Source organism: Paenibacillus sp. NMA1017, from assembly GCF_058895805.1.
The window spans coordinates 38,199-60,931 of the sequence record NZ_JBZXYR010000002.1 but is presented as its reverse complement, the minus strand read 5'-3'; the positions used below and the strand labels follow the sequence as shown (position 1 = coordinate 60,931).

The following is a 22,733-nucleotide window of genomic DNA, read 5'->3' as shown; positions in this document are numbered from 1 at the left end:
TGATGCAACAGCGTTTGTATTGGCTAGGCATGTTCTCCATCTTGCATAAAATTGTCTATATTATTTATCTTTGTCACATCTTCTGACGCTACCGCATAAAATGTTCTTCAATTATATGGCCCGATTGTTGAACACAAGTTAAACAACACTCCACAACTAACCTGCTTATGACGTTCTAAGTATTTCTAACTACTGAATTATATTCTTAAATGATCAGTATTTTTAAGTGAGCAACAATCTATACTAAAACAGCCATTTTCTATGGCCCTCGTGGTCCAGGACCCCTGCGGAACGCCTCCCGCTTTGGGCTACGTCCTCCGCCAAAACCCTATAATCCCCTTACTTATAATTAATTTTTATACACTTTCGCGTATAGTATGTAATGTTTTATTTTTAATTGATTTATTATTAAAAGACTATGGAGAAACGTAGTCATTACACTCGGGTATACTGTACTACAGCGGCAGGCCGGTCTTTGAAGATTAAGGGATTTCGTTTACTTAAAATCCCAAGTGAGAAAAAAATAATCGCAATAAAAATAAGCATGAATCCCATTTGATCAACCCCTTAAGTAAACTATACCAAAAAAGGACGACAGATGGAAAGTGTCGTCTCTCAAGGACAGATGGAAAAAAGAGGGCTTTGCCCTCCATATGATGGTGTAATGTTAATCTGAATAGGCAACCGCATTAAAACTTTCCATTCCTATTCGGGTGGCATCCGCTGTGCAAAATAAATATAAGGTATACACCAATTCATTTGATGGTGGTAGAGGGACATTGTAATCGGATGCATTAATGGTAACGACCTGTACAGCGTTTGGGTTTGCTTCGGAGACACTAACAGAGTAAAGGGCGTAAGCAACAGGAGAGTCGAGAGTGCCTCTAACAATAGAAATAGCAATAACGGAGTCAAAAGGTGGAGTAGTGGGAAATGAAAGCTCAGCAATCCCTGATAATTGTACACGCATATTTTCCCCAGCGCCCGTCACGTCTAAGCCAAGCTCTGCGATGGCAACAGGAGTATTGGCTGGCATGGGGATTGAGATCGTATTACCGTAACTTGCGTTTTGAGATGTTCGAGCATCTAACAATCTAGTCATTATCTCATCTCCTTTTTTGGGTAAAGAATTTGCAAGCTGGAAATATAAAGATACGTACAGTGCAGGGGCTGGATCGGTTGATAGAAGAGCTATTAAGCTTTAGAAGAATAAGTTGTAATAATCTAACACGATAGGGTCAGACCTATGCCTATTTTCCCAAGATCAAGTCAACAGCCCAATCTTTTTGGTTAATTGCACAATAAGCTACTTTGACTAGACTTTGGAGGTGATCATTAATTATGTTTCGACATTATTATTGGCAAAAGAAAATGCATCGGAGAAAATTTAGAAGATGTGTAGTTAAAAAAGTCAAAGTTTTACCGAAAGTCATTGTTAAAGGGATCCGAGGACCTCAAGGACCTCAGGGACCCCAGGGACTGCCGGGTCCACAGGGAGTTCCAGGCGCTCAAGGCCAGCAAGGGCTACAAGGTTTTCAAGGATTTCCCGGACCAACTGGACCAGCAGGAGCAATAGGGCCAGCAGGACCAGTGGGACCCGCAGGAGCAGTAGGGCCAGCAGGACCAGCAGGACCAGTGGGACCGGCAGGAGCGGTAGGACCAGCAGGAGCAACGGGGGCAGCAGGGCCAGCAGGCGGTGGGATATCAGACTTCTTAAGTGTTTTCCGAGCAGATCCTGGTACGGGAACTGACACAGTTCCGGGTAACTCACCAATTACCTTTACTGGAGTTTTGGCTAATGTTGGTGGTGCTTTTACTTTCACTCCTCCATCTACAACGATAACAATCAACGAAACGGGAAGCTATCTAATAGATTTTACAATTCATAACCAAGGTGATGCTGCCTTTAACCTTACCGTAAATGGAATCCCTGTTACCCCTGTTCCCTTCACGGGTAACGGTGGCGGACCAATTTCGGCAGAAGTCATTATTACTGTAGGGGTCGTTCCTACAACTATTCAATTGGTAAATGCAAATGCAACCCCAGCCCAACTTCATAACTTTACCAATACCACTCTTACTATATTAAAGTTGACTGTTTAAGCCATTCTTATTGATATATAGAACATTATATGTAGCCGCTTTAGAAAAGACTGTACGATTTCTATCGTCAGTTTGTCTAATTACACTCATAGTAAGCAGACGTATTAAGGGGGGATCGTGTAGCATGGCAAGAGAACGTAGTGGCATTAATAAGATTTATTAAACAACTACCACTACTCCAAAGCCTATCTTTAAAGTTAAAATGGAAAATCCGTAGTAACATTGTAAAAAAACAATGATATTATTCAGACATAGAAATATGAATGCTAAGAAGGTTAAGTCGCTATCTGATCTTGGTCTCTTCGCAAAATAAATTAAGAAACATCCGCAAATCATGATATGATCCCCTCGTAGTAGACAGAAAAGAGCAAGACGACTAATCTGTCTATTATGGAGGGGATTTTTCTAGGGGAGAAATAAGAAAAACTTACGATGTGAGCTTTAAGAAAAAGACAGTGGATCTGTACCTCAAAAAGGGAATAGGATATAAAAACGTGGAACGAAAAATGGAGATTAACGCATCGCTGGTTCGCCGATGGGTGAGACACTTCAAAGCCGAGCGAGTGAAAGATCTAGAGGAAAAACGAGGCAAAGCAAAAGGGCCTGGCATCGGCAGATCTCGAACACACCCCGAAGATCCGGAGGTCAAGCTGAAACGTCTCGAAGCCGAAACTGAAACGCTAAAAAAGCTCTTGCAGATGTGAAAGGAGGAATGGAGGCTATACCCAAGAGTATAAAGTTTGCGGTGATCCAAGAATTGCTTAGTAAGAGACGGAGTATTGTACTAACATGTGAACTGGCCGGAGTATCCGAAAGCGGCTTTTATAAATAGATAAAGCGGAGGATGTTCATTTCACAAAAACAGCGGGAAGATGAAAGCATGAAGCTAAAGATCATGGCATGTTACGAGAAGTTGAAAGGAATATACGGCTACCGCAGGTTAAGGTTTGGTTGAATCGAATCTATGGCATACATATAAATCATAAGCGTGTACGGAGACTTATGGATGAACTGGGAATCAAGGCGATCATTTGTAGGAAGAGACCTTACTACGGCAAGAAAGAAGCCTACGTCATTTCAGGGCAATCATCTGAACCGAGAATTTAACAGGCCAGCATGTCCCGAAAAGGGAACTGCTGAGGCAATGTATGTACAGAGAACTTTTTCAGTTATTTCAAAACCGAGTGTTTTTATCTCCATTCCTTCCATTCAGCTCAACAGGTGGAGCATGCGTTCCAAAGTATACCCACTTCTACAACCACGAACGCTTTCAAGAGAAACTAAACAACCTGACTCTTTATGAATCCAAGACTCAGGCTGCTTAAATATTGATTTTTGATAGCTGTCTACTTGACAGGGGGCGCTTCAAATATGGAGGGCTTTTGTTTTTATAATTTGAGATTAGTATATAGACTACACTCAATTAGAATAAACGGCAGCTATGGACGAGAAAATAAATCCAAGACTGCCGATGTTCTATTGAACTATCGTGTCCCTTTAGTTCAATCTCTTCCCTTTTCATAAATTTTGTTGTGCAAAGCTTTCTGCCGTTGAATCATGTCTTACTCCAAGTCACTTTGTAAAATTCTAATCCCCACCGAGTTCAATCGTTTTCGTGGCGACACGGTCATGAAATTCCCGATCATGTTCCACGAATACAATGGTCGGCGTGTACTCAAGCAACAGCTCCTCAATTTGCATCCGGGAAATCACGTCGACAAAGTTGAGCGGTTCGTCCCAAATATGCAGATGAGCCTCCTCACATAGGCTTCTCGCTATCAGAACCTTCTTCTTCTGCCCGCCGCTAAACGCCGATATATCCTTCTCAAACTGGATGCGGGCGAAATCTAGCTTACGCAACACGGCCTTAAATAAGCTTTCGTCAATTCTGTGCTCTGCTGCATAATCGGAAAGCGTTCCTCGCAGATGAGAAGTATTCTGGGATACATAGGAAACGCGAAGCTGGGGCTCCCGCTGAAACGTACCTGTATAGTGTAGAGCCTCATCGTTGAGCAGGCGGAGCAAGCTAGACTTACCTGAACCATTTGGACCTGAAATTGCAATCCGATCTCCTGGTTCAATCGTCAAACAAACGTTCTTGCAAATCGCTTTTTCCCCGTAGTAAATCGTGACGTGATCCAGCATTGCCAGTTCCGGTTTGGAATACACGAGCTGAGAGATCGCAAGGCTTTCTGACTGTTCGATATTTCGGAGTAGTTTCGATTTTTCCTCTAAAGCGGCGTGTTGCCGCTGTTCGATGGATTTCGAGCGTTTCATCATTTTTGCTGCTTTATGTCCGACGTAGCCCTTGTCAAGCTTGGAGCCGGAATTTCGTGTGCCGTTTTTCGATTTTTCGGTCTCGAAAGACCAGCCGCTAGTACGTTTAGCAGAAGATGATAAACGCTCTATGTCTTTGTACAACTTTTCATTTTGTGCCATTTCGAACGTATCCTGGCGAGTTTTGTTCGTCCACCAGCTGGAGAAGTTGCCTTTTTGGATTTCGATATTCGTTTTGTTGATCGATAGAATATGATCCACGCAGCGGTCGAGAAAAGCCCGGTCGTGTGAAACAAGAATAAAACCGCTCTTCGTTTTCAGATAATCGGCGACAAGCTTGCGTGCGTGCAAGTCGAGATGATTGGTCGGCTCGTCGATGAGCAGAAATCGATTGTCTTGGATGAATAGCACGGCCAGTAATACCTTCGTCTGTTCTCCTTGGGACAGCGATTCGAATGGTCGGTACAACACGTCTTCTGAAACCTTAAGCAGGTTCAGTTCTCGCATCAACTTCCAGTTCTCATAGCTTGGTACGATCTCTTCGACGACGTCTAAGGTCAAATACTCCGGGTGTTCGACGGGAAACGGAAAATAATCAAAGTCTACTGGTGTGGAGATCGTACCGCTGTATTCGTACTTCCCCAGCAGCAGGTTTAGGAACGTCGTTTTTCCCCGACCGTTTCGCCCCGTAAAGCCCAACTTCCAGTCTGTATCAATATGAAAATGAACATTTTCGAATATGGGGTCATAGCTGCCTGGATAGGCAAAAGTAAGATTGGTTACCTGAATCGTGGGCATGACAGTCATCCTTTCGTTTGGAAATAAAAAAGAGCCGCAAGAAAGGTGCTATCTTGCGGCTCTAATCCATACGAGGAAATACGGCCCCATTTCAAGGGGCCGTATGACTGTCCGGAGAGGGAGCGCAAACGAAACGCAGACCTTTCTTGCAGAGATGAAATAAAACGACCACAGCCAATCGCTGAGTCCGTTCTTTTCGTGATCTCGAAGCAAGAAAGTTCTACATGTATCCGTTCAACTCCCATCATCAAATTACACTCAGTTTATCACAATAGTAATTTAACTACAACCTGCGTAGTCCTATTTATTGGTATATATTGTTTCCAACACGGTAATCCGCTTAGCCCATTCTTTTAGGTGGTAGAAGAATTATTGTTGAACCTGAAAGCTTAGAACGGTTGGTAAATCAATTATCCTAACTGCAAAAATTGCCTTAGATGACTATCTATAACGAACGAATCCGATTCGTTTGCTCCGATTCCAAAGCAATGTCCCCACTTGGAGTCTATGGGTTGTAAAACAGCATTCGGCATATGTCGCACATCATACGCACTGTCCTCTGGAGTGAAAAACAAATCACTTGACCCAGGCATAACGAATGCAGGAGAGGTGATTTTGCTTAACGCCTGTTCGAAGTTGCAGCGGTCCACGGGATTATCGCTAATGTCTCCATGTATTCCTGTACGCAACATGGCGATCAAGTCATTAGCATCAAAGGATAAAAATACCTGATCCCAGTAATCTTCTACATAAGACTTCAAGGAATAGTATCCCTCGGATTGATACAAATTCTCCAAGTAGTACGCCTGCGAAAAACCCCAGGGTGCATAGGTTCTTCCCATCGCTGCGAGACCGACAACCGGTGGACGCTCATACCTTCCTTTTTTAAAATTCGTATCCGCTTGTAACGCCGCGATCATTCCTTCAAATACCAGCTGTGCATGTGGTCTGGTCTTTGCCGTTCCGCCAAATGGTGCAATACGGTCGACCATTTCAGGATAACTCGTTCCCCATTGAAAAACTTGCATGGCCCCCAGAGACCAACCCACAACTAGTTTGATTTTTGTGATACCGAATTTTTGAGTGATTAGTTGATGTTGAAAACGTACATTGTCATACATAGAGATGAGAGGGAAATTGGCCTTATCAAATGGAGCGGGAGTATTGCTGGGAGAAGACGATAATCCGTTTCCCAACATGTTGGGCACAATGATGAAATACCGATTGGGATCGAGTGCCTTGTTCTCTCCAATTAGCCATTCGTTATCTGTGTGACGACCAGCAAACCAAGTTGGATATACAATAACATTGTTCTTTGCGGTATTTAAGGTTCCATAGGTCTTATAAGCAATAAATGCTTGAGGGAGTTGCTGACCCGATTGAAGCAATATATCTCCAAGGGGATATGTTTCATAATCGTTCATTGATGGATGCTCCTTCAAAATAAAATTAGTAGTAACTTGATTTTTACTCTACAATACGCATATCATCAAATCAACGAAACGGTTTTGAATATTACATTCAATTTTTTTGAACGAAGAAGGTGCTCAGTTAATGGAAATACGCCAACTAAAAACGTTTTGGACTCTTGCTTCTACATGCAGCTTTAGTCGAACTGCTGAACTATTGAGCTATGTACCGTCTACCATAACCATGCAAATCAAAGCGCTGGAAGAAGAACTAGGCGTGAAATTGCTGGATCGATTAGGCAAGAATGTTGTGTTAACGGATGCCGGCCAACAATTTTTGCCGTATGCCACTAAAATTTTGAACGATGTAGAAGAAGCAAAGTGCGTATCTAGTCAGCACGGAGAAACGATGGGAACTGTCACTATAGGAGCAGACGAAGTTCTTTGCGCATACCTTCTTCCCTCCTTGTTTAGACGTTTTCGTGAACACTATCCAGACGTTCGTCTTTTGTTCCGTCCCTTGTCCGGCCAAGAGCTTAGACATAGCCTAAGAGAAGGGCTTGCGGATGTCGTTTTTGTATTGGATGAATTCGTTGTAGCCAAAGACCTTCACTCAGAGTTTTTGAAAGATGAGTCATTTCGAATGGTGGTATCTTCAGATCATCTGCTGGCATCCCGTTCCTCATTGATCATTGATGACTTTCACAGAGAACATTTTTTGTTGACCGAAAAGAGCTGTTCTTATCGCACTCTTTTTCATCAGTCCATATTGAAAAAAGGAGTCGATGCCTTGACAGAACTAGAGTTTGTTAGCGTAGAAGCAATTAAACAATGTGCAGTTGCTGGCCTTGGGATTGCTCTGTTGCCTGAGATGGCTTTGAAGGAAGAGTTGAGAGAGGGAAACTTGGTTGCTTTACCGTGGGATTTATCGGATATATCATTTTCTGCGCAAATGCTCTGGCATCGGGAAAAGTGGATTTCCCCATCGATTGCTGCCCTAATACATGTTGCAAAGAGTGAATTAAAATCAAATTGAAGCTCTGACTCATAAGAGGAGCGCTAGCGAAGTTATTTAAAGCACAAAAAAGTTCCTCTGGAAATCAACGTTTAAAGACATTTTTGCTAGATGTCATTTTTCGTTGTCTACCGTGAGGGAGGCGGAGCACTTAAATATTGCTTTTTGAGAGCTGTCCACTTGACAGGGGTCACTTCACCTTACTGGCTACGCTGGTAAGGTGTTTTTTATTTTCCTAGAAGTCCATCCCATAAACAAGACCGCGCATAGCCTGTGGAGTAAACAAAGGAGGCATTACGTGTGAGCCTTTGTTTTGTTTACCTGCATGCCCTATCACTAAACGTATTTATACATATATTAAGGTGAACGACAAATAAAGGAGGTTTAAGGCATGGGTGCATATGAAGGTACAGGTGGCGGCGGTGTATGGACTTCTACAGCGGCAATTTTAGTGCTCTTTATTCTCTTAGTTATCATCACTAAATCACTTTGGGTTTAATTCGTGAAAAGAACTGTTGAATAATACCACTTCACTCATGGATGGCAAATAGTTGAACTCAATGAGCGCATATGCTATTTGGCAATAGCCACAGTATTCGCTTCTCTTTTGGTGAATACTTGGTGGATTTCCTGCCATAATAGATTTGCGCTTATTGGATTTTGTGAGAAGAGGAATGTTTCATTGAATGGGTACAATCCTTCCTAATACCTAAATTTAATCTCAGATAGAGCCTAATTAGTTTGCAACAATAACTGGTATGAGTCTTTTTAATTTGCGACAATACGCACGATACTTTGACATACAGTGTAGTATTTAGAAGATTTAATATACTTTGGAGGTGTTCTATGACAAGAGGATTGGCTTGAGGGTTAATTGTTTTTACTGGCGGCTATTTTTTAGTGCAAGGTGTCTTATGCAGAACCTGTTTCAAGAAGTGTACAAGCAGCAGCTGAGTACACGTTGGAGTTTCCGAGTTCACGTTATCCAGAAACAGGAACACACATCAAAGATACGATTGCAGCCGGCCATTCCGTGATATGCACAATTGACCGGGATGAGACTGAGGAAAACCGCAAGGAGTCCTTAAAAGGAGTTCCAACTAAAAAAGGAAATGACCGCGACGAATGCCAATGGCAATGTGTGCTGAAGATGGCGCAGATGTAGATTTCCGATACATAAGCCCCTAGTGATAACTAGGGAGCAGGGTCATAGGTAAGTTGTCAGTTAGGTAAGTATGCTGATGGTATAAAGGTAAGATTTATTGTGAAATAAGGTAAAGACTCTACTAGTGCGAGGCTGGTAGAGGTCTTTTAATGCCTAATAAAAAATAAATATGCATATATATAGATTATATTCATAGATTAGCAAGTTTATGTTTAGTCACCATTCCTTAATTAAATTCTTCTTAGCTCTATTAAACCTATTGGAGGATTACCTTAATGAAGAAAGCATGTATAACAATTTTATTTTTAGTTCTTTTATCTCTTCCCTTATCCAATGTTTTTGCAGCCGAAGCAGAGTATTCAGAAAATCTAGTTCCACATATGACAACTAACATTTTGCCATCTGAGTAGCAAGCGCAAGTAATGAATTTTCTCATGCATGTAAGCAGGCTGGTTCTGGTCCGGCTTCATACGCCATTAATAAACACGAGAATAATAAAGGCCCATTCAGCAGCCGTAAGGATTACATGCTGTTTGATCGTATTCTGACGTTTGAAGTAAGTGAATACTCTAAATAAATCAAAAAGCTCTGCTAACCTTAATTGGTCGGCAGAGCTTTTTCGTTAATCAGTTTGAATTTCGAATAAGGTGAAAGCACTGCTGGGAAACTTGCAAGTTTTTTAGTTAAAACAAGTTTCCCCTTACCTCGACACGTTCGAGATAGTAAATTTATTATGTAATCATAACAATATTTGGGGAGGTATTACTGTATGAAAAAGTCTTAACCTATGTTGCTAGTAATGATTGCTGCTTTTCTTATGTTTGCTTTAGCTCAGGTTAGGGTGTATGTTGTTTCAGTTAATGAGGAATTGAGAGTCACGTTTAAGAATTTCGGTGGGGATGTGGAGTAGATCACATCGGATTCGATTTATATTAACGGTAAATGTTTTGATCGGAGTCAATATCGGTTCAGGGTGTTGTACAAAGACTTCACTGGCATTAAGCCGGATAGAGTCCTTTTTGTTGTTTATTTAGTTGAATACTCGCTTAACTCAAACGTGAGCATTTTATTGAATGATCGAATTTTTATCACAACGATAACATAAGTACGAGTGTAGGTTGTATCATCGATGAAGTTTTTTAAAAAGAAGGAAGGCAACTGAATTTAGCAGTTCTATGGGATTTAGGAGTTGGGTGTACCGTTTAACACAAAAAAAGCAGGAAGAATCCTTCCCGCTTTTGCTTGAAAACGATTATTAACGTCTGCGTTGTCTATCATTTACGCTAAACAGATTAACAGCCAGTGCGTTACCTCTTGCACGCGCAACGGCTCTTTGATTCGAACGGATGTTTGATCTTCTTCTTCTCAAATCACGTCTGCAGTGTCTTCTGCTCATATGATCACCTCCCTTCAAGGAAATGAAGGTATGGATGAATCTTAGTGGCGTTTATGCTTACGCTTGGAAATTTTGATATTCAAGGCATTGGTTGCTAGTGCATTTCCGCTTCCTGTTTTAGCAGCTGCGGCTTGAAAGACTTTAACGACCAGATATCTGTTTTTCCCGATGCGATGCTTATACGTTTTAACTCTATTTCTGATCATCTGCATATCTCCTTTGCTTAGGTCTGCTATATACATATGTCAATTGTGATAGTAATGTATCAGCATAAATCTATTAGAAGCAAAAAGAAGCTAGTACCTATATTCCTAATGGTTAACAAAAAAACTCATGCGAACCTGTCTTTGCCTTTTCAACTTTACGTTGTAGAAGAATGTTACAGGCAGGTCGGCATGAGTCTAACAGTGTAAATAGAGATAATATGCAGTTTAGTATGAAAATTATTTACTATTAAGAGTGTTAAGTTTTTTCTCGTAGTACGCCTCTTGAGCAAGAATATGATTCAGTTGTTCAGAGAGCTGTTTATATTCTTGGCTGTCTTCTGGGTAATTGTTTCTTTCGGAAATTACAGCTTCGAGTTGCTTTTCTAAATACCTGAAATGGATAAGTATTTGTATGTACTGAATACGGTCGTAGATTGTTATGTGGGAGTTCTCTTTTGCATACAAATGATCCATTGTTGGTACTACACAGCTTATGGCGATAAATATCACAACAAACGCTGAAATTTTTTTCATTTAATTCCTCCTACAGAGCTATGAGTAATTAATATACCATATTTATCTAAAACAAAGAAAGATCTATTAGTTTTGCCCATAACAGTATAGCTGCTCAAGATCAGTGGGTGATTATTTGAGATGAGGAGGCTGATTTTATAGTAGAAACAATAGGAATAGGTTGCTGAAATGAAAAAATAGTTGTGAGATACATAGTAAACACAATAACAATACAAAACCGGCTTACCCTAGGCAGCCGGTTTTGTATTAGTGGTTAGAATAACGGGGAAGAAAGAACGATAAATCAGTGGAAGTCCCGGAAGAGTCCTACAACCTTGCCCAAAATGCTGACATGTGTCAGGCGAAGCGGTTCAAAGGCTGGATTTTCAGGTTGAAGCCGGATATGATCTTTTTCTTTGTAGAAGGTTTTAACTGTAGCTTCGTCTTCATCTGTCATAGCTACAACAATATCGCCATTATCAGCGGTCTGCTGCTGACGTACGATTACATAGTCTCCGTTAGCAATCCCAGCTTCAATCATGCTTTCGCCTACAACAGATAACATGAATATTTTATCCTCACCAACAAAGTGTTGGGGAAGAGGAAAGTAATCTTCAATATTTTCTGTCGCCGTAATAGGAAGGCCAGCAGTTACTTTGCCGACGACGGGGACACGACTAATGGAGTAATTAATCAAGTTGCTATTATCCGATTCGTCTTGACCGAGTAACTCAATAGCCCGTGGTTTTGTAGGATCGCGTCGAATGAGTCCTTTTTTCTCTAAACGATCCAAATGACCGTGAACCGTAGAACTGGAGGCCAATCCGACAGCCTCGCCTATTTCGCGTACAGAAGGGGGGTATCCCTTTAGACGCACTTCATTGCGGATAAATTCAAGAATGGCCTGCTGGCGGCTCGAAATCTTAGACATACCGTATCAACCCCATTTAGTAACGTTTGGGAAAATTATAGCATAGAACCTCCGTTCGTACAAACATAAGTTCTAAATAATCCCTAATAATAATTGCGAACTTTTGTTCTGTTTTCTATTGAACAAAACAAATGTTCGTGTTATATTGTGAAAAACATAAGAACAAACGTTTGGAGGACACAGCCAATGATGAAATATAGCACCTATCAAAGTATTTTTCCAATGAATTTAGAAAATTTACAGGAGACCCGAAAAGAGGGTAGGGCGCGTTTTATGCAGATTATTACCAATACTCTTTTACTTAAGCTTCTTATTATAGTGATTGTTGCTTGGATTGCAGGGGCAGGTGTACTTACGGTTTTCGCGGCTCCTTCAGCTTCTAAGGAAGAAGTGACTAAACTGACCTTACAACCTGGGGATACGTTGTGGGAGATTGCCGCAAATCATAAACCGGAACGAATGGATACACGGGTATATATAGAAGGAATTGTGCGGATTAACGGTTTGGAGGATAGGGGAGTGCAGGCAGGTCAGGTACTCAAGCTTCCTAACTTCTGATCTATAGACTATTAGAGCTTGTCAGGGAGCGTAGTACAGGAGCCTTGACAAGCTCTTTTCTACATGTCAAAGTGTATTATATCTTTGCTTTTATGGAGGGGACACAATTTGGATATAGACAGCTTGGTACAGCGCATTAATGAATTAGCGCGCAAAGCAAAATCCGAAGGATTGACGGAAGAGGAATCCACAGAGCGCGCCAATCTTCGGGAAATTTATTTAGGTAACATTCGCCGTAATTTTCGGCAGCAGCTTGAAACGATTGAATTTGTGGACGATGATACATCGAAAGGAAATGACGGGCTGAAGCATTAATGCTGTTAAGCGCCCAAGCCTGCAATTTGCCTTTTGTTTTAGGTACTTTTCATGGTACCTATATAGATCAGCTTTGAGGCAATTGTTTTAATGTAATATATCTGGGAAGGAATTGAGAGATGGCCAGATCATTTGAAAGAAAAGTACGAAAAAACACAGCGCATTTAAATAAATCGCGCAAAAAGCAAGGCATTCAAACCATTAACGGCACAGGTTCTGCAATGGACATTTTCCGTGGCCGTAACATTACTGTGCCAATTATGCTGGCTGGTCTTTCTGTATTGTACATGCTTATGAGTTACTTTTTGACTAAGACTGGCATGCGAGGAATGGATTGGCTTGTATTCGGCCTGTACTTGATGCTGGCTGTTATCTTTTTCATCCGTCGTCCTTATCTGAAAGTGGGAAAGGATACTCTCTATATGCTGAAAGGTGGTAGAGAACGTCCAATGACGGCAGGGGACATGAAAGCCATCAAGATTGAAAAGGGTTACGTAACCGTTGAAAGAAAAGGTAAGGGCGGTAACTTTATTTTTACAAAATCATTGGGTCGCTATGACACGGATGCCATTGCAGAGCGACTTGAGAAGTTTGCGCTATCCAATCAGATACAGGTGGACAAGAAATAACGGATTTAGCCTGTAGCTCTGTAACAAAGGCCGTATGATGTTATTTCATATAACATGCTGCGGCCGCTTGCTTAATATGGGCACACACATAACGATTCAAATGCTTAACCAAGCAAATAGGCGTACATACACTGTGGAAAGAGAGTGGATAATTCAGATGACGATTCAGGCGGTAATGTTTGATCTTGATGATACCCTTTTGTGGGATGAACGTAGTGTAGAAGAGGCATTTGATGCAGCGTGCCAAACAGGCTCCCGTGAAGCAGGCGTTGATCCAAAAACTCTGGAGGAAGCCGTACGTAAGGAAGCACGCGCTTTGTATGAATCCTATGAAACCTTTAGTTTTACTCAAATGATCGGCATTAATCCGTTTGAAGGATTGTGGGCGAATTTTACAGCAGGTGAGCAACCTGAATTCCGTCAACTGGAACAGTTGGCTCCTATTTATCGAAAGGAATCATGGCGCAGAGGACTCCAGCAACTAGGGATAGATAATGAGAAGTTGGCAGAAAAACTGGCTACCCAATTTGCTTCGGAAAGACGCGCGCGTCCACATGTATATGAAGAAACGTTTGAGATTCTAGAACAATTGAAGGGACATTACAAACTGTTATTGCTGACAAATGGCTCCCCTGATCTGCAACAGGAGAAACTGGATGGAGTTCCTCAATTAGCTCCTTTTTTTGATCATGTTGTCATTTCAGGTTCATTTGGTCGAGGCAAGCCTGATCCGTCTATATTTCAGCATGCTTTGGGGCTTCTTGGTATTGAGCCTGAACATGCTTTAATGGTAGGAGATAAGCTGACGACTGATATTCAAGGAGCATTGGCAGCAGGTGTACACTCGGTGTGGGTGAACCGAAACGCTAAAACCAATACCACAGAGATCAAGCCGAAGTTCCAAATCAAGCATCTGTCTGAATTGGATGGAATTATTCAATCGTTAAAGTAAGAAATCCAGTCATTAGAAACGAGTATTAAGAAAACTCCCTTCGCTCGATTGTTACAGAGCAGAGGGAGTTTTTTATTCACACAAGGATGATAAATTCGTAATTATGCTTTAATGAAGGTTGGGTCTTCATACGGTTCGGCAATCCAGCCATTTTCTTCGATGAATAAGCGGACTGCGACGATCTTTTGATTCTCCATTAAAGTGAAGAAGTGAGGTATATTTTCAGGTACGGAGATAACGTCCCCCGGTGAAAGCTCTACGTTAAAATAGCCGATCTCTTCAGGGCCTTTAATGATGAAGATGCCTTTACCAGCGACAATGGCACGGATTTCATCCTCGGTGTGGGTGTGAATTTGCTCAAACTTGGCCAGCAGCTCGTCCAAATTTGGCGTTGCTTCAGATAAAGTGATAACGTCCCATATTTTATATCCGCGACGTGCGGCTAAATCCTTGATTTCGGGTTCAAATGTTTTGAGAACAGCGGACTTTTGGTCATCTGTTAAGGTAAAGTTCTCTTGCAACTCCCCGGACAATTTGGAAGCATCCCAATGTTCATACAATACCTCGTGACTCTCCAGAAATTCACGTACTTGTTCTTCACCGCTAATTCGTTCATTCGTATTACGTATTAAGATTTCGGCCATATATGTATTCCCTCTTTTCCACTTGGATTAATGTTGTATAAAGAATACCATGTCTTGAAACGTTGTACAATACAGGATTTCAACATTTTATAATGCAAATGACTATAGCTAAAGAATGCAGGGTTAAGTACGTTCTATAATGCTACAAACTATAAAAATGGATTAGAGAAGTCATTTTTACAAAGAACAATCTGTATAAAACGTATGTTTTTACTTCAATCTATCTAAATGATACGGTTTCTGCTAAACTAGGATTTAACGTTTTGCGGGGGTGAAGAAATTTGGACAAAGTTAGCTTGCAGGATGCATTACAACGAAGAATACTCCTTCTTGATGGGGCCATGGGCACCATGATTCAACAGGAAGACCTTTCCCCCGATGATTTTGGTGGGGAAGAGCTGGAGGGCTGTAATGAAATGCTGGTCTTAACGAGACCGGATGTCATTCAAGGGATTCATGAAGCATACTTGAAGGCCGGAGCAGACCTAATTGAAACGAATACATTTGGAGCAACTTCCGTCGTTTTGGCGGATTACGATATACCAGAACGTGCCCGTGAAATTAATCTGGTGGCGGCCAAACTGGCGCGTAACGCGGTGGATAAATACAGCACTGCGGAAAAGCCTCGTTTTGTAGTAGGAGCAATGGGCCCAACCACGAAAACCTTGTCTGTCACAGGTGGTGTTACATTTGCAGAGCTGATTGACAGCTATCAAGAGCAGGCCTTGGCGCTTATTGAAGGCGGGGTGGATGTACTGCTATTGGAGACCTCACAGGATACGCTTAACGTCAAAGCTGGAAGCATTGGAATTCGGCAAGCTTTTGAGCAGACAGGCATCGAGCTTCCGCTAATGATTTCAGGCACGATTGAGCCTATGGGAACAACGTTGGCCGGACAAAATATCGAATCCTTTTGCATTTCATTGGAACACTTACATCCAATTTCGATTGGGTTGAATTGTGCTACAGGTCCAGAGTTTATGCGTGATCATATTCGTTCTCTGTCTGAAATGTCCTCTGCAGCTATTAGCTGTTATCCAAATGCGGGCTTGCCCGATGAAAATGGCCAATACCATGAATCGCCTGATTCATTAGCACGTAAAATGGCTGCTTTCGCTGAAAAAGGCTGGCTGAATATTGCTGGGGGATGTTGTGGTACCACCCCTGAGCATATTCGAGTTATGAGTGAAAGTATGGCGCAGTTTGAGCCGCGTCCGCTGGTAGGTCAGCATCCCCCTGCCGTATCAGGCATTGAGCTTGTATATATTGAACAGGACAATCGTCCGTATATGGTTGGTGAGCGGACGAATGTTCTGGGCTCCCGCAAATTCAAGCGTTTGATTGTGGAAGGCAAATATGAAGAGGCATCTGAAATTGCCCGTGCTCAGGTAAAAAGTGGAGCGCATGTCATTGATATTTGTGTGCAGGACCCGGACCGCGATGAAATGACGGATATGGAAGCGTTTTTGAAACTGGTTGTAAACAAGGTAAAAGTACCTTTGGTGATTGATACCACGGATATTAAAGTCATTGATAAAGCACTTCAATATTCACAAGGTAAGGCGATTATTAACTCCATTAATTTGGAGGATGGTGAAGAGAAATTTGAGAACATGGCTCCTCTTATTCATAAGTACGGTGCCGCTGTTGTTGTTGGTACGATTGACGAACGCGGACAGGCTATTTCACGTGAGGATAAGCTTGAGGTAGCTAAACGTTCTTATGATCTGTTGGTAAACCGTTACGGCTTGGCAGCGGAGGATCTAATTTTTGATACGCTCGTATTTCCAGTAGGAACAGGTGATGAGCAATATATCGGTTCAGCTAAGGAAACGATTGAGGGCATCCGTATTATTAAAGAAGCGCTTCCCGGGGTGCACACTATTCTAGGCATCAGTAACGTATCTTTTGGTTTGCCGGAAGCGGGTCGTGAAGTGCTCAATTCCGTCTACTTATATGAATGTACCAAAGCAGGTCTGGATTATGCGATTGTAAACACTGAGAAGCTTGAACGTTATGCATCCATTCCAGAGCATGAGCGGAAACTTGCGGAAGACTTGATCTATAAAACAAATGACGATACTTTATCTGCTTTTGTAGCAGCTTTCCGTAATAAGAAAGTGGAGAAAAAAGAAAAGATATCAAACCTTTCGCTCGAAGAAAGACTGGCTTCCTACGTAGTGGAGGGAAGTAAGGAGGGACTCATTCCGGATCTGGAGCAAGCGCTTGTGAAATATTCTTCACTGGAGATTATTAACGGCCCGCTGATGAAGGGGATGGAGGAAGTAGGACGACTGTTTAACAATAACGAACTGATTGTTGCGGAGGTACTGCAAAGCGCTGAAGTGATGAAGGCGTCCGTAGCTTATTTAGAGCCGTTTATGGAGAAGAATGAATCCTCAGTAAAAGGTAAGATTTTGTTGGCTACGGTCAAAGGTGATGTGCATGACATTGGTAAGAATCTGGTGGAGATTATTCTATCCAACAATGGTTACCATATTGTGAATCTGGGTATAAAAGTACCACCAGAACGCATCATTGAGGCTTACCGTGAAGAAAAGGCCGACATGATTGGCTTATCTGGACTGCTTGTTAAGTCGGCACAACAAATGGTGCTGACCGCACAGGATTTGAAAAATGCGAATATTGATATTCCAATAATGGTTGGTGGAGCTGCTTTAACACGTAAGTTCACTAAAAATCGTATCCGTCCTGAGTATGATGGTCTGGTTGCCTATGCAAAGGATGCTATGGATGGTCTGGATATTGCCAATAAGCTTATGAATCCTGAGTCCCGCAAAAAAATGGCTGAGGACATGGAGGCTGAGCGGGAGGCTGAAGCGGCAATCGTCGTGGAAGCCAAGCCGCTCCCTAAGCTCACTCGAGCTGTGCGCTCTAACATTGCTCAGGATTTGCCCGTCTATATTCCACCAGATACGGATCGTCATGTACTGCGCAACTATCCACTGAATTATATTTTGCCTTACGTGAATATGCAGATGCTAATGGGGCATCATCTTGGTTTAAAGGGTAATGTTGAGCAGCTGCTGGCTTCGGAAGATTCGAAAGCGATTCAGTTGAAGGAAACCGTGGACAGCATCATGTTTGAAGCTGTGACAGACGGAATCATCCAGGCACATGCTATGTATCGTTTCTTTCCAGCACAGTCCCAAGGAGATCAAATTCTGATCTACGATCCGTCGGATGTGAGCAAGGTACTGCACACATTTACATTCCCGCGCCAGCAGGTAGAGCCTTATCTATGTCTGGCTGATTTCTTGAAATCAGTGGAATCTGGGGTTATGGACTATGTAGGTTTCATGGTCGTTACAGCTGGTCATGGGATTCAGCAGATATCTACCCAGTGGAAAGATAAAGGAGATTATCTACGCTCGCATGCACTTCAAGCGGTAGCACTCGAAGTAGCAGAAGGGTTAGCGGAGCGGCTTCACCATATTATCAGGGATAGCTGGGGTTTCCCGGACCCTGCCGATATGACAATGAAACAGCGACACGGTGCCAGATATCAAGGCATACGGGTATCCTTTGGCTATCCGGCATGTCCAGATCTAGAGGATCAGGGGCCGTTGTTCCAATTGTTAAAACCTGAGGATATTGGCGTTGAGCTGACGGAAGGGTTTATGATGGAACCGGAGGCTTCTGTATCAGCCATGGTGTTCAGCCACCCTCAGGCGCAGTATTTTAACGTCGAAAAGGTTTAACACCTTTATCAGATGGGATAGCAAATACCCTCCGAGCTTCGGAGGTTTTTTGCTGGTCAGCAGGAAGAAGGTTAATGTTATGGAATTTTATTTTCTCGGTACAAATGCAGGGGTGCCTACGATTCAGCGAAATGTAACGTCCATCGCTCTTCGTTTGCTGGAAGAACGAAGAAGCATGTGGCTGTTCGACTGCGGCGAAGGCACTCAACAAGAGGTATTGCGTTCGCCGCTCAAACTAAGCAGACTTGAAAAAATATTTATCACCCATTTGCATGGGGATCATCTTTTTGGTCTGCCGGGACTGCTGTCGAGCAGGGCGTATCAGGGGGGAACGACACCACTGACGGTATATGGACCGCCTGGAATCCAGCAATATATCGAGCTATCGTTAGGAATCAGCCAATCGCGTATCAATTACCAACTACATATTGTGGAGCATACGGGCGGGGTTCTGTTTGATGACGGTCAATTCCGGGTGGAGTCAGCTTTGCTGGATCATCGGATCGACAGCTATGGCTACCGAGTTGTAGAGATGGATAAGCCCGGCAAGCTCAACCAAGAGCTGTTGGAGCGATATGGAATCAAGCCCGGCCCGGTGTACGGTAAGTTAAAGCGTGGGGAAAGCGTGGAGGTAGATGGTGGAGTTATTTTGCATCCTCAGGATGTACTGGGTTCGCCGAAAAAAGGGCGTATCATCACAATTTTAGGGGATACGAGACCTTGTCCGAATACGGTAGTGCTGGCTCAAGATGCAACTGTCGTCGTTCATGAAGCCACTTTTCTGCATGAACTGGCAGATACAGCGTACGAGTATCATCATAGTACGGCTCTTCAGGCAGCGGAAGCAGCAAAAGCTGCAGGTGCGGGTCAGTTAATCATGACGCATTTTAGTTCTAGGTATAAAGATCAGGAGCAGCTTCAGCCATTGCTGGAGGAAGCGCGAAGCATATTTCCCAATTCATTGCTTGCAGAGCAGCATGTGTTGTTGCCAGTACCCGATATCGGTTAATATACGATTGAAGAAGATATGTGCATGGGTGCCGGGGCTTGCTCCGGTGCCTTTGTTTTTCACCCGAAATTATTTTCCGGGAAAGCGCAGAATGCGACAAGAGATGAGAACCCGCACACGGTGGTAAGGGATGAATTTGTTCTACCACATATGGAGGCGTGTCATATTCGAGTTTCTATATATCGAATTTAAAGAATTTTATGTCTTGAGTATGACCAGGAAATACAGGTGATTTCCTTTGAGGAAGTAGCGCCTTCGATGGATTTCGACGAAGAAGTGAGCTTATGTCATGTGAAAGCGACGGCTTTTAGCGAGGAATGACGCTATTTTGGACGGTTTACCAGCAATTCGTGGACTTCATAAGCATTTTTGACTTAAGATAGATGAGATGAATCGAGATGGCCGATTTTTTTATGACCTGAATAATTAAGGTGGTTAAATAAGAAGGAGAACATCATTCATGGGATGAATTATATTTTCAATGCTATGATGTGAGTGGATTTGAAGCGGGGGAGGGGATTGCGATAAAATCGTTACTAATTGATCTGGATGGAACCCTTTATCATGGAAATCGGATGATCGAGGGTGCGGATCTGTTCATATCTCGATTGCGTACAGACCAGATACCTTATGCTTATGTTACAAACAATGCTTCACGCACACCCGAATCGGTGGCTGAGCATTTGGTTGGTATGGGAATTGAAGCGGCCAGCCATGAAGTATATACTTCGGCGTTAGCAGCTGCACAATATGTTGCACAGCAAAGTCCTGGAGCTCGTGTATATTGTATTGGTGAAACAGGATTACGCGATGCACTGACAGGAGCCGGTTTGCAGCTTGTTGAGAACCATCCTGATTATGTGGTGCAGGGGATAGATCGTCAATTTACATATGATGCGCTGGCCGCTGCCATGCGTTGGATTCGGGAAGGAGCAACTTTTATTTTGACAAACCCGGATCTCCAATTGCCTTCACATGATGGGCTAACGCCAGGTGCAGGTACGATTGGAGCTGCAATTGAAGCGGCTTCACAGGTAAAGCCTATTGTCATCGGCAAGCCTTCAAGCGTATTGATGAACTATGCACTGAACCGCTTAAACATTAGGGCGGATGAAGCTCTGGTTGTAGGCGATAATATGCTTACAGATATTGCGGCAGGTGCAGCAGCAGGTTGTAAAACAGCTTTGATCCTGTCGGGCGTGACGACCCGCGCTAATATGGACGAACATGTGCGTACCGTTGGAGTGAAACCTGACCTGATGTTTGAAAATCTCGCTGAACTGCAGGACTGGATGAAAGAAGAGCTGAAATAATAGAAAGTAAATATTCTTACAAAACTTGCGAGAATTAAAAGCTATGTAGCTACGAAAGGAAAGATGTTGATATGCCGGAACTTCCTGAAATGGAAAACTACAGAATCTTATTATCCAAACAAATTTTGGACATTCCGATTACTGGAGTGACGGTTAGCCGTGAAAAGTCCATTAATACTGAAGTGGGAACGTTTGAGAAGCAATTGCTGGGAACGACCGTTGTGTATTTAGAGCGTCGAGGCAAGCATTTGATTTTTCATTTAAACACGGGCGGGCGGCTCGTACTTCATCTGATGTTGGGAGGTCTGTTATTTCTGGGAACGGAGGAGCAGCGTCCAGATCGTACAGTTCAGATCGAATTAGATTTTAGTGGAGTAAAGCTTTATTTTATCGGACTGCGCTTAGGTTATCTGCACTTGCTAACGGCTAAAGAAACAGAAGAAGCTTTGTCAGAACTGGGACCTGATCCGTTAGACCGCCGTATGACGTTGGAAAAGTTTACAGCACGGCTGAAGGGACGCCGGGGAATTTTGAAAACTACGCTGGTAAATCAGCAGGTTTTTTCGGGTATTGGCAATTGTTATTCGGATGAAATTGCTTATATCGCCGGATTTACACCGGGTTCCAAAGTACAAAACATTGTACAGTCGCCAGAAAAAGTGGAAAAGCTATATCATGCCACTCAATCCGTACTACGTGAAGCTACTGCGGAAGGCGGGTACATGGAAATGCCTCTAATGGAGGGAGACACGCTAACAGGTGGATTTGACCATCAGTGTCGAGTATATGACCGCGAAGGAGAAGAATCTCCAAGTGGCGGAAAAATTGTAAGGGTTGAACTGGCGGGGAAAAAAGCATTTTATTGCCCGGTACAGCAGCATGATGCCTAAATTGCTCATCGGCTCCCATGTGAGTACGCGTGGTGGCTTTTCCAAAGCCGCTATGCGTGCGCGAGAGCAGGGGGGACGTTCATTTCAATATTTTCCGAAAAATCCTCGTAGTCTGAGGCAGAAGGAATGGAGTGCTACGGATGCTGCTGCTTGCAACGCTTACTGTGTAGAGCACCAGCTTCAATCCATTGCTCATTCACCATATCCCGTTAATCCGGCTCATGGGTCTGAGCGTGGTCAGGAACTTTATGAGCTGACGATTGCTTCATTACGCAATGATCTGGATATTGCTGAAGCTTGTGGGTCAAAAGGGATCGTCGTTCATTTTGGGCATCTGCATTCGTCAGACCCACTAGAGGGCTATCGTAACATTATTAACTGTTTTAATGATGTGCTGGAAGGCTGGCAAGGAAAAGCTAAAATATTGATTGAAAATCAGGCGGGGGATCACGGGCCCATGGGAACCACGCTTGAGGAAATGGTGCAAATCCGTCAGTTGTGCCAGAATCCTGACAGTATCGGCTTTTGCTTGGACACTTGTCATGCGTATGCAGCCGGATTGTGGAACGGTGGAATGGACGAGGCTTTGATCGAAAAGGGGAATCGTCTCGGCTATTGGTCAGCTCTATGCGGAGTTCATTTGAACGATTCTAAGTACCCGTATGGCTCTAAAAAAGACAGACACGCCCGTGTGGGTCAAGGCTACATTGGTACTGAGGGCATGCGTTGGATGACAGATCAGGAGGCTGTAAGAGGTATTCCTATCGTTTTGGAGAGTGAGACGGGACCTGATGGGACACATCAGGAGGATATTCAAATGATTCTAAGTTGGGAGTAAATCGGTCTGATTGATAATAACTATCTTTGAGGCTTGTGAGCTTGCATTTA

The 22,733-nt window shown here is 43.0% G+C and carries 21 protein-coding genes and 3 pseudogenes; 16 read left to right on the top strand and 8 right to left on the bottom strand.

Annotated features, from left to right (window positions below):
- Window positions 1-667: 667 nt before the first annotated feature.
- Window positions 668-1,102: a hypothetical protein gene (locus AC5ELV_RS05235; protein ID WP_493429394.1), complete on the bottom strand. Its 435-nt coding sequence runs from the start codon at window positions 1,100-1,102 to the stop codon at window positions 668-670.
- A gap of 239 nt (window positions 1,103-1,341) precedes the next feature.
- Here AC5ELV_RS05235 and AC5ELV_RS05230 point away from each other — a divergent pair, with 239 nt between their 5' ends.
- From AC5ELV_RS05230 to AC5ELV_RS05220, 3 genes and pseudogenes are all read left to right on the top strand, one after another.
- Window positions 1,342-2,103 (top strand): collagen-like protein, encoded by a 762-nt coding sequence (locus tag AC5ELV_RS05230; protein WP_493429393.1) that lies wholly within the window; start codon window positions 1,342-1,344, stop codon window positions 2,101-2,103.
- A gap of 434 nt (window positions 2,104-2,537) precedes the next feature.
- On the top strand, window positions 2,538-2,807 hold the full coding sequence (locus AC5ELV_RS05225) for a transposase (protein WP_493429392.1): 270 nt from the start codon (window positions 2,538-2,540) through the stop codon (window positions 2,805-2,807).
- 262 nt (window positions 2,808-3,069) lie between these two features.
- Window positions 3,070-3,212, top strand: a pseudogene (locus AC5ELV_RS05220) (IS3 family transposase); the annotation flags it as partial.
- 478 nt (window positions 3,213-3,690) lie between these two features.
- Here the strand turns inward: AC5ELV_RS05220 and abc-f are convergent.
- On the bottom strand, window positions 3,691-5,178 hold the full coding sequence (gene abc-f / locus AC5ELV_RS05215) for a ribosomal protection-like ABC-F family protein (RefSeq protein ID WP_493429391.1): 1,488 nt from the start codon (window positions 5,176-5,178) through the stop codon (window positions 3,691-3,693).
- A 410-nt stretch (window positions 5,179-5,588) separates the two neighbouring features.
- A complete protein-coding gene (locus AC5ELV_RS05210; RefSeq protein WP_493429390.1) occupies window positions 5,589-6,602 on the bottom strand; it encodes an alpha/beta fold hydrolase in 1,014 nt (337 codons plus the stop codon).
- Window positions 6,603-6,732: 130 nt separating this feature from the next.
- Here AC5ELV_RS05210 and AC5ELV_RS05205 point away from each other — a divergent pair, with 130 nt between their 5' ends.
- The 4 genes and pseudogenes from AC5ELV_RS05205 to AC5ELV_RS05190 all read left to right on the top strand — a co-directional run.
- Complete coding sequence (locus AC5ELV_RS05205; RefSeq protein WP_493429389.1) at window positions 6,733-7,623, top strand: LysR family transcriptional regulator; 891 nt, start codon at window positions 6,733-6,735, stop codon at window positions 7,621-7,623.
- Window positions 7,624-7,993: 370 nt separating this feature from the next.
- Window positions 7,994-8,101: a YjcZ family sporulation protein gene (locus AC5ELV_RS05200; protein ID WP_209942547.1), complete on the top strand. Its 108-nt coding sequence runs from the start codon at window positions 7,994-7,996 to the stop codon at window positions 8,099-8,101.
- A 459-nt stretch (window positions 8,102-8,560) separates the two neighbouring features.
- Window positions 8,561-8,815, top strand: a pseudogene (locus AC5ELV_RS05195) (NucA/NucB deoxyribonuclease domain-containing protein); the annotation flags it as partial.
- Between the two features lie 394 nt (window positions 8,816-9,209).
- A pseudogene (locus AC5ELV_RS05190) lies at window positions 9,210-9,344 on the top strand (fibronectin type III domain-containing protein); the annotation flags it as partial.
- 678 nt (window positions 9,345-10,022) lie between these two features.
- Here the strand turns inward: AC5ELV_RS05190 and AC5ELV_RS05185 are convergent.
- From AC5ELV_RS05185 to lexA, 4 genes are all read right to left on the bottom strand, one after another.
- Entirely contained in the window at window positions 10,023-10,163 is a 141-nt protein-coding gene (locus AC5ELV_RS05185) for a hypothetical protein (protein ID WP_165177052.1), read from the bottom strand.
- Between the two features lie 41 nt (window positions 10,164-10,204).
- A complete protein-coding gene (locus AC5ELV_RS05180) occupies window positions 10,205-10,369 on the bottom strand; it encodes a hypothetical protein (RefSeq protein WP_013310546.1) in 165 nt (54 codons plus the stop codon).
- A 237-nt stretch (window positions 10,370-10,606) separates the two neighbouring features.
- Complete coding sequence (locus tag AC5ELV_RS05175) at window positions 10,607-10,903, bottom strand: hypothetical protein (RefSeq protein WP_493429388.1); 297 nt, start codon at window positions 10,901-10,903, stop codon at window positions 10,607-10,609.
- A gap of 283 nt (window positions 10,904-11,186) precedes the next feature.
- Window positions 11,187-11,813, bottom strand: a complete 627-nt coding sequence (gene lexA / locus AC5ELV_RS05170; protein ID WP_013310545.1) for a transcriptional repressor LexA — start codon at window positions 11,811-11,813, stop codon at window positions 11,187-11,189.
- A gap of 189 nt (window positions 11,814-12,002) precedes the next feature.
- Between lexA and AC5ELV_RS05165 the strand changes: the two genes are divergently transcribed.
- The 4 genes from AC5ELV_RS05165 to AC5ELV_RS05150 all read left to right on the top strand — a co-directional run bounded on the left by AC5ELV_RS05165 (window position 12,003) and on the right by AC5ELV_RS05150 (window position 14,267).
- On the top strand, window positions 12,003-12,371 hold the full coding sequence (locus tag AC5ELV_RS05165; RefSeq protein WP_493429861.1) for a LysM peptidoglycan-binding domain-containing protein: 369 nt from the start codon (window positions 12,003-12,005) through the stop codon (window positions 12,369-12,371).
- 108 nt (window positions 12,372-12,479) lie between these two features.
- Entirely contained in the window at window positions 12,480-12,686 is a 207-nt protein-coding gene (locus AC5ELV_RS05160) for a DUF896 domain-containing protein (RefSeq protein ID WP_493429387.1), read from the top strand.
- A 119-nt stretch (window positions 12,687-12,805) separates the two neighbouring features.
- Window positions 12,806-13,315: a hypothetical protein gene (locus AC5ELV_RS05155; protein WP_493429386.1), complete on the top strand. Its 510-nt coding sequence runs from the start codon at window positions 12,806-12,808 to the stop codon at window positions 13,313-13,315.
- A gap of 157 nt (window positions 13,316-13,472) precedes the next feature.
- A complete protein-coding gene (locus AC5ELV_RS05150; RefSeq protein WP_493429860.1) occupies window positions 13,473-14,267 on the top strand; it encodes an HAD family hydrolase in 795 nt (264 codons plus the stop codon).
- Between the two features lie 101 nt (window positions 14,268-14,368).
- Here AC5ELV_RS05150 and AC5ELV_RS05145 read toward each other — a convergent pair whose 3' ends face one another.
- Window positions 14,369-14,911 (bottom strand): 1,2-dihydroxy-3-keto-5-methylthiopentene dioxygenase, encoded by a 543-nt coding sequence (locus AC5ELV_RS05145; protein WP_493429385.1) that lies wholly within the window; start codon window positions 14,909-14,911, stop codon window positions 14,369-14,371.
- Window positions 14,912-15,192: 281 nt separating this feature from the next.
- On the opposite strand from AC5ELV_RS05145, the gene metH reads away from it, so the two are divergent.
- From metH to AC5ELV_RS05120, 5 genes are all read left to right on the top strand, one after another.
- The gene (metH, locus tag AC5ELV_RS05140) at window positions 15,193-18,633 is read left to right on the top strand and encodes a methionine synthase (RefSeq protein ID WP_493429384.1); all 3,441 of its coding nucleotides are present in this window, start codon (window positions 15,193-15,195) and stop codon (window positions 18,631-18,633) included.
- A gap of 79 nt (window positions 18,634-18,712) precedes the next feature.
- Complete coding sequence (gene rnz, locus AC5ELV_RS05135) at window positions 18,713-19,642, top strand: ribonuclease Z (RefSeq protein WP_493429383.1); 930 nt, start codon at window positions 18,713-18,715, stop codon at window positions 19,640-19,642.
- A gap of 491 nt (window positions 19,643-20,133) precedes the next feature.
- Window positions 20,134-20,955 (top strand): TIGR01457 family HAD-type hydrolase, encoded by an 822-nt coding sequence (locus AC5ELV_RS05130; protein WP_493429382.1) that lies wholly within the window; start codon window positions 20,134-20,136, stop codon window positions 20,953-20,955.
- 71 nt (window positions 20,956-21,026) lie between these two features.
- A complete protein-coding gene (locus tag AC5ELV_RS05125; protein WP_493429381.1) occupies window positions 21,027-21,845 on the top strand; it encodes an Fpg/Nei family DNA glycosylase in 819 nt (272 codons plus the stop codon).
- Window positions 21,835-22,683 (top strand): deoxyribonuclease IV, encoded by an 849-nt coding sequence (locus tag AC5ELV_RS05120; RefSeq protein ID WP_493429859.1) that lies wholly within the window; start codon window positions 21,835-21,837, stop codon window positions 22,681-22,683. The genes AC5ELV_RS05125 and AC5ELV_RS05120 overlap by 11 nt, the downstream gene beginning before the upstream one ends.
- Window positions 22,684-22,733: the final 50 nt, after the last annotated feature.

Excerpts from the sequence above, each read along its gene's own strand:
- AC5ELV_RS05200 (WP_209942547.1), top strand. The coding sequence starts at position 7,994 with ATGGGTGCATATGAAGGTACAGGTGGCGGCGGTGTATGGACTTCTACA.
- AC5ELV_RS05205 (WP_493429389.1), top strand. The coding sequence starts at position 6,733 with ATGGAAATACGCCAACTAAAAACGTTTTGGACTCTTGCTTCTACATGC.
- lexA (WP_013310545.1), bottom strand. The coding sequence starts at position 11,813 with ATGTCTAAGATTTCGAGCCGCCAGCAGGCCATTCTTGAATTTATCCGC.
- abc-f (WP_493429391.1), bottom strand. The coding sequence starts at position 5,178 with ATGCCCACGATTCAGGTAACCAATCTTACTTTTGCCTATCCAGGCAGC.
- AC5ELV_RS05210 (WP_493429390.1), bottom strand. The coding sequence starts at position 6,602 with ATGAACGATTATGAAACATATCCCCTTGGAGATATATTGCTTCAATCG.
- AC5ELV_RS05155 (WP_493429386.1), top strand. The coding sequence starts at position 12,806 with ATGGCCAGATCATTTGAAAGAAAAGTACGAAAAAACACAGCGCATTTA.
- AC5ELV_RS05145 (WP_493429385.1), bottom strand. The coding sequence starts at position 14,911 with ATGGCCGAAATCTTAATACGTAATACGAATGAACGAATTAGCGGTGAA.
- AC5ELV_RS05180 (WP_013310546.1), bottom strand. The coding sequence starts at position 10,369 with ATGATCAGAAATAGAGTTAAAACGTATAAGCATCGCATCGGGAAAAAC.
- AC5ELV_RS05125 (WP_493429381.1), top strand. The coding sequence starts at position 21,027 with ATGCCGGAACTTCCTGAAATGGAAAACTACAGAATCTTATTATCCAAA.
- AC5ELV_RS05165 (WP_493429861.1), top strand. The coding sequence starts at position 12,003 with ATGAAATATAGCACCTATCAAAGTATTTTTCCAATGAATTTAGAAAAT.
- rnz (WP_493429383.1), top strand. The coding sequence starts at position 18,713 with ATGGAATTTTATTTTCTCGGTACAAATGCAGGGGTGCCTACGATTCAG.
- AC5ELV_RS05120 (WP_493429859.1), top strand. The coding sequence starts at position 21,835 with ATGATGCCTAAATTGCTCATCGGCTCCCATGTGAGTACGCGTGGTGGC.
- AC5ELV_RS05230 (WP_493429393.1), top strand. The coding sequence starts at position 1,342 with ATGTTTCGACATTATTATTGGCAAAAGAAAATGCATCGGAGAAAATTT.
- AC5ELV_RS05150 (WP_493429860.1), top strand. The coding sequence starts at position 13,473 with ATGACGATTCAGGCGGTAATGTTTGATCTTGATGATACCCTTTTGTGG.
- AC5ELV_RS05235 (WP_493429394.1), bottom strand. The coding sequence starts at position 1,102 with ATGACTAGATTGTTAGATGCTCGAACATCTCAAAACGCAAGTTACGGT.
- AC5ELV_RS05185 (WP_165177052.1), bottom strand. The coding sequence starts at position 10,163 with ATGAGCAGAAGACACTGCAGACGTGATTTGAGAAGAAGAAGATCAAAC.
- AC5ELV_RS05175 (WP_493429388.1), bottom strand. The coding sequence starts at position 10,903 with ATGAAAAAAATTTCAGCGTTTGTTGTGATATTTATCGCCATAAGCTGT.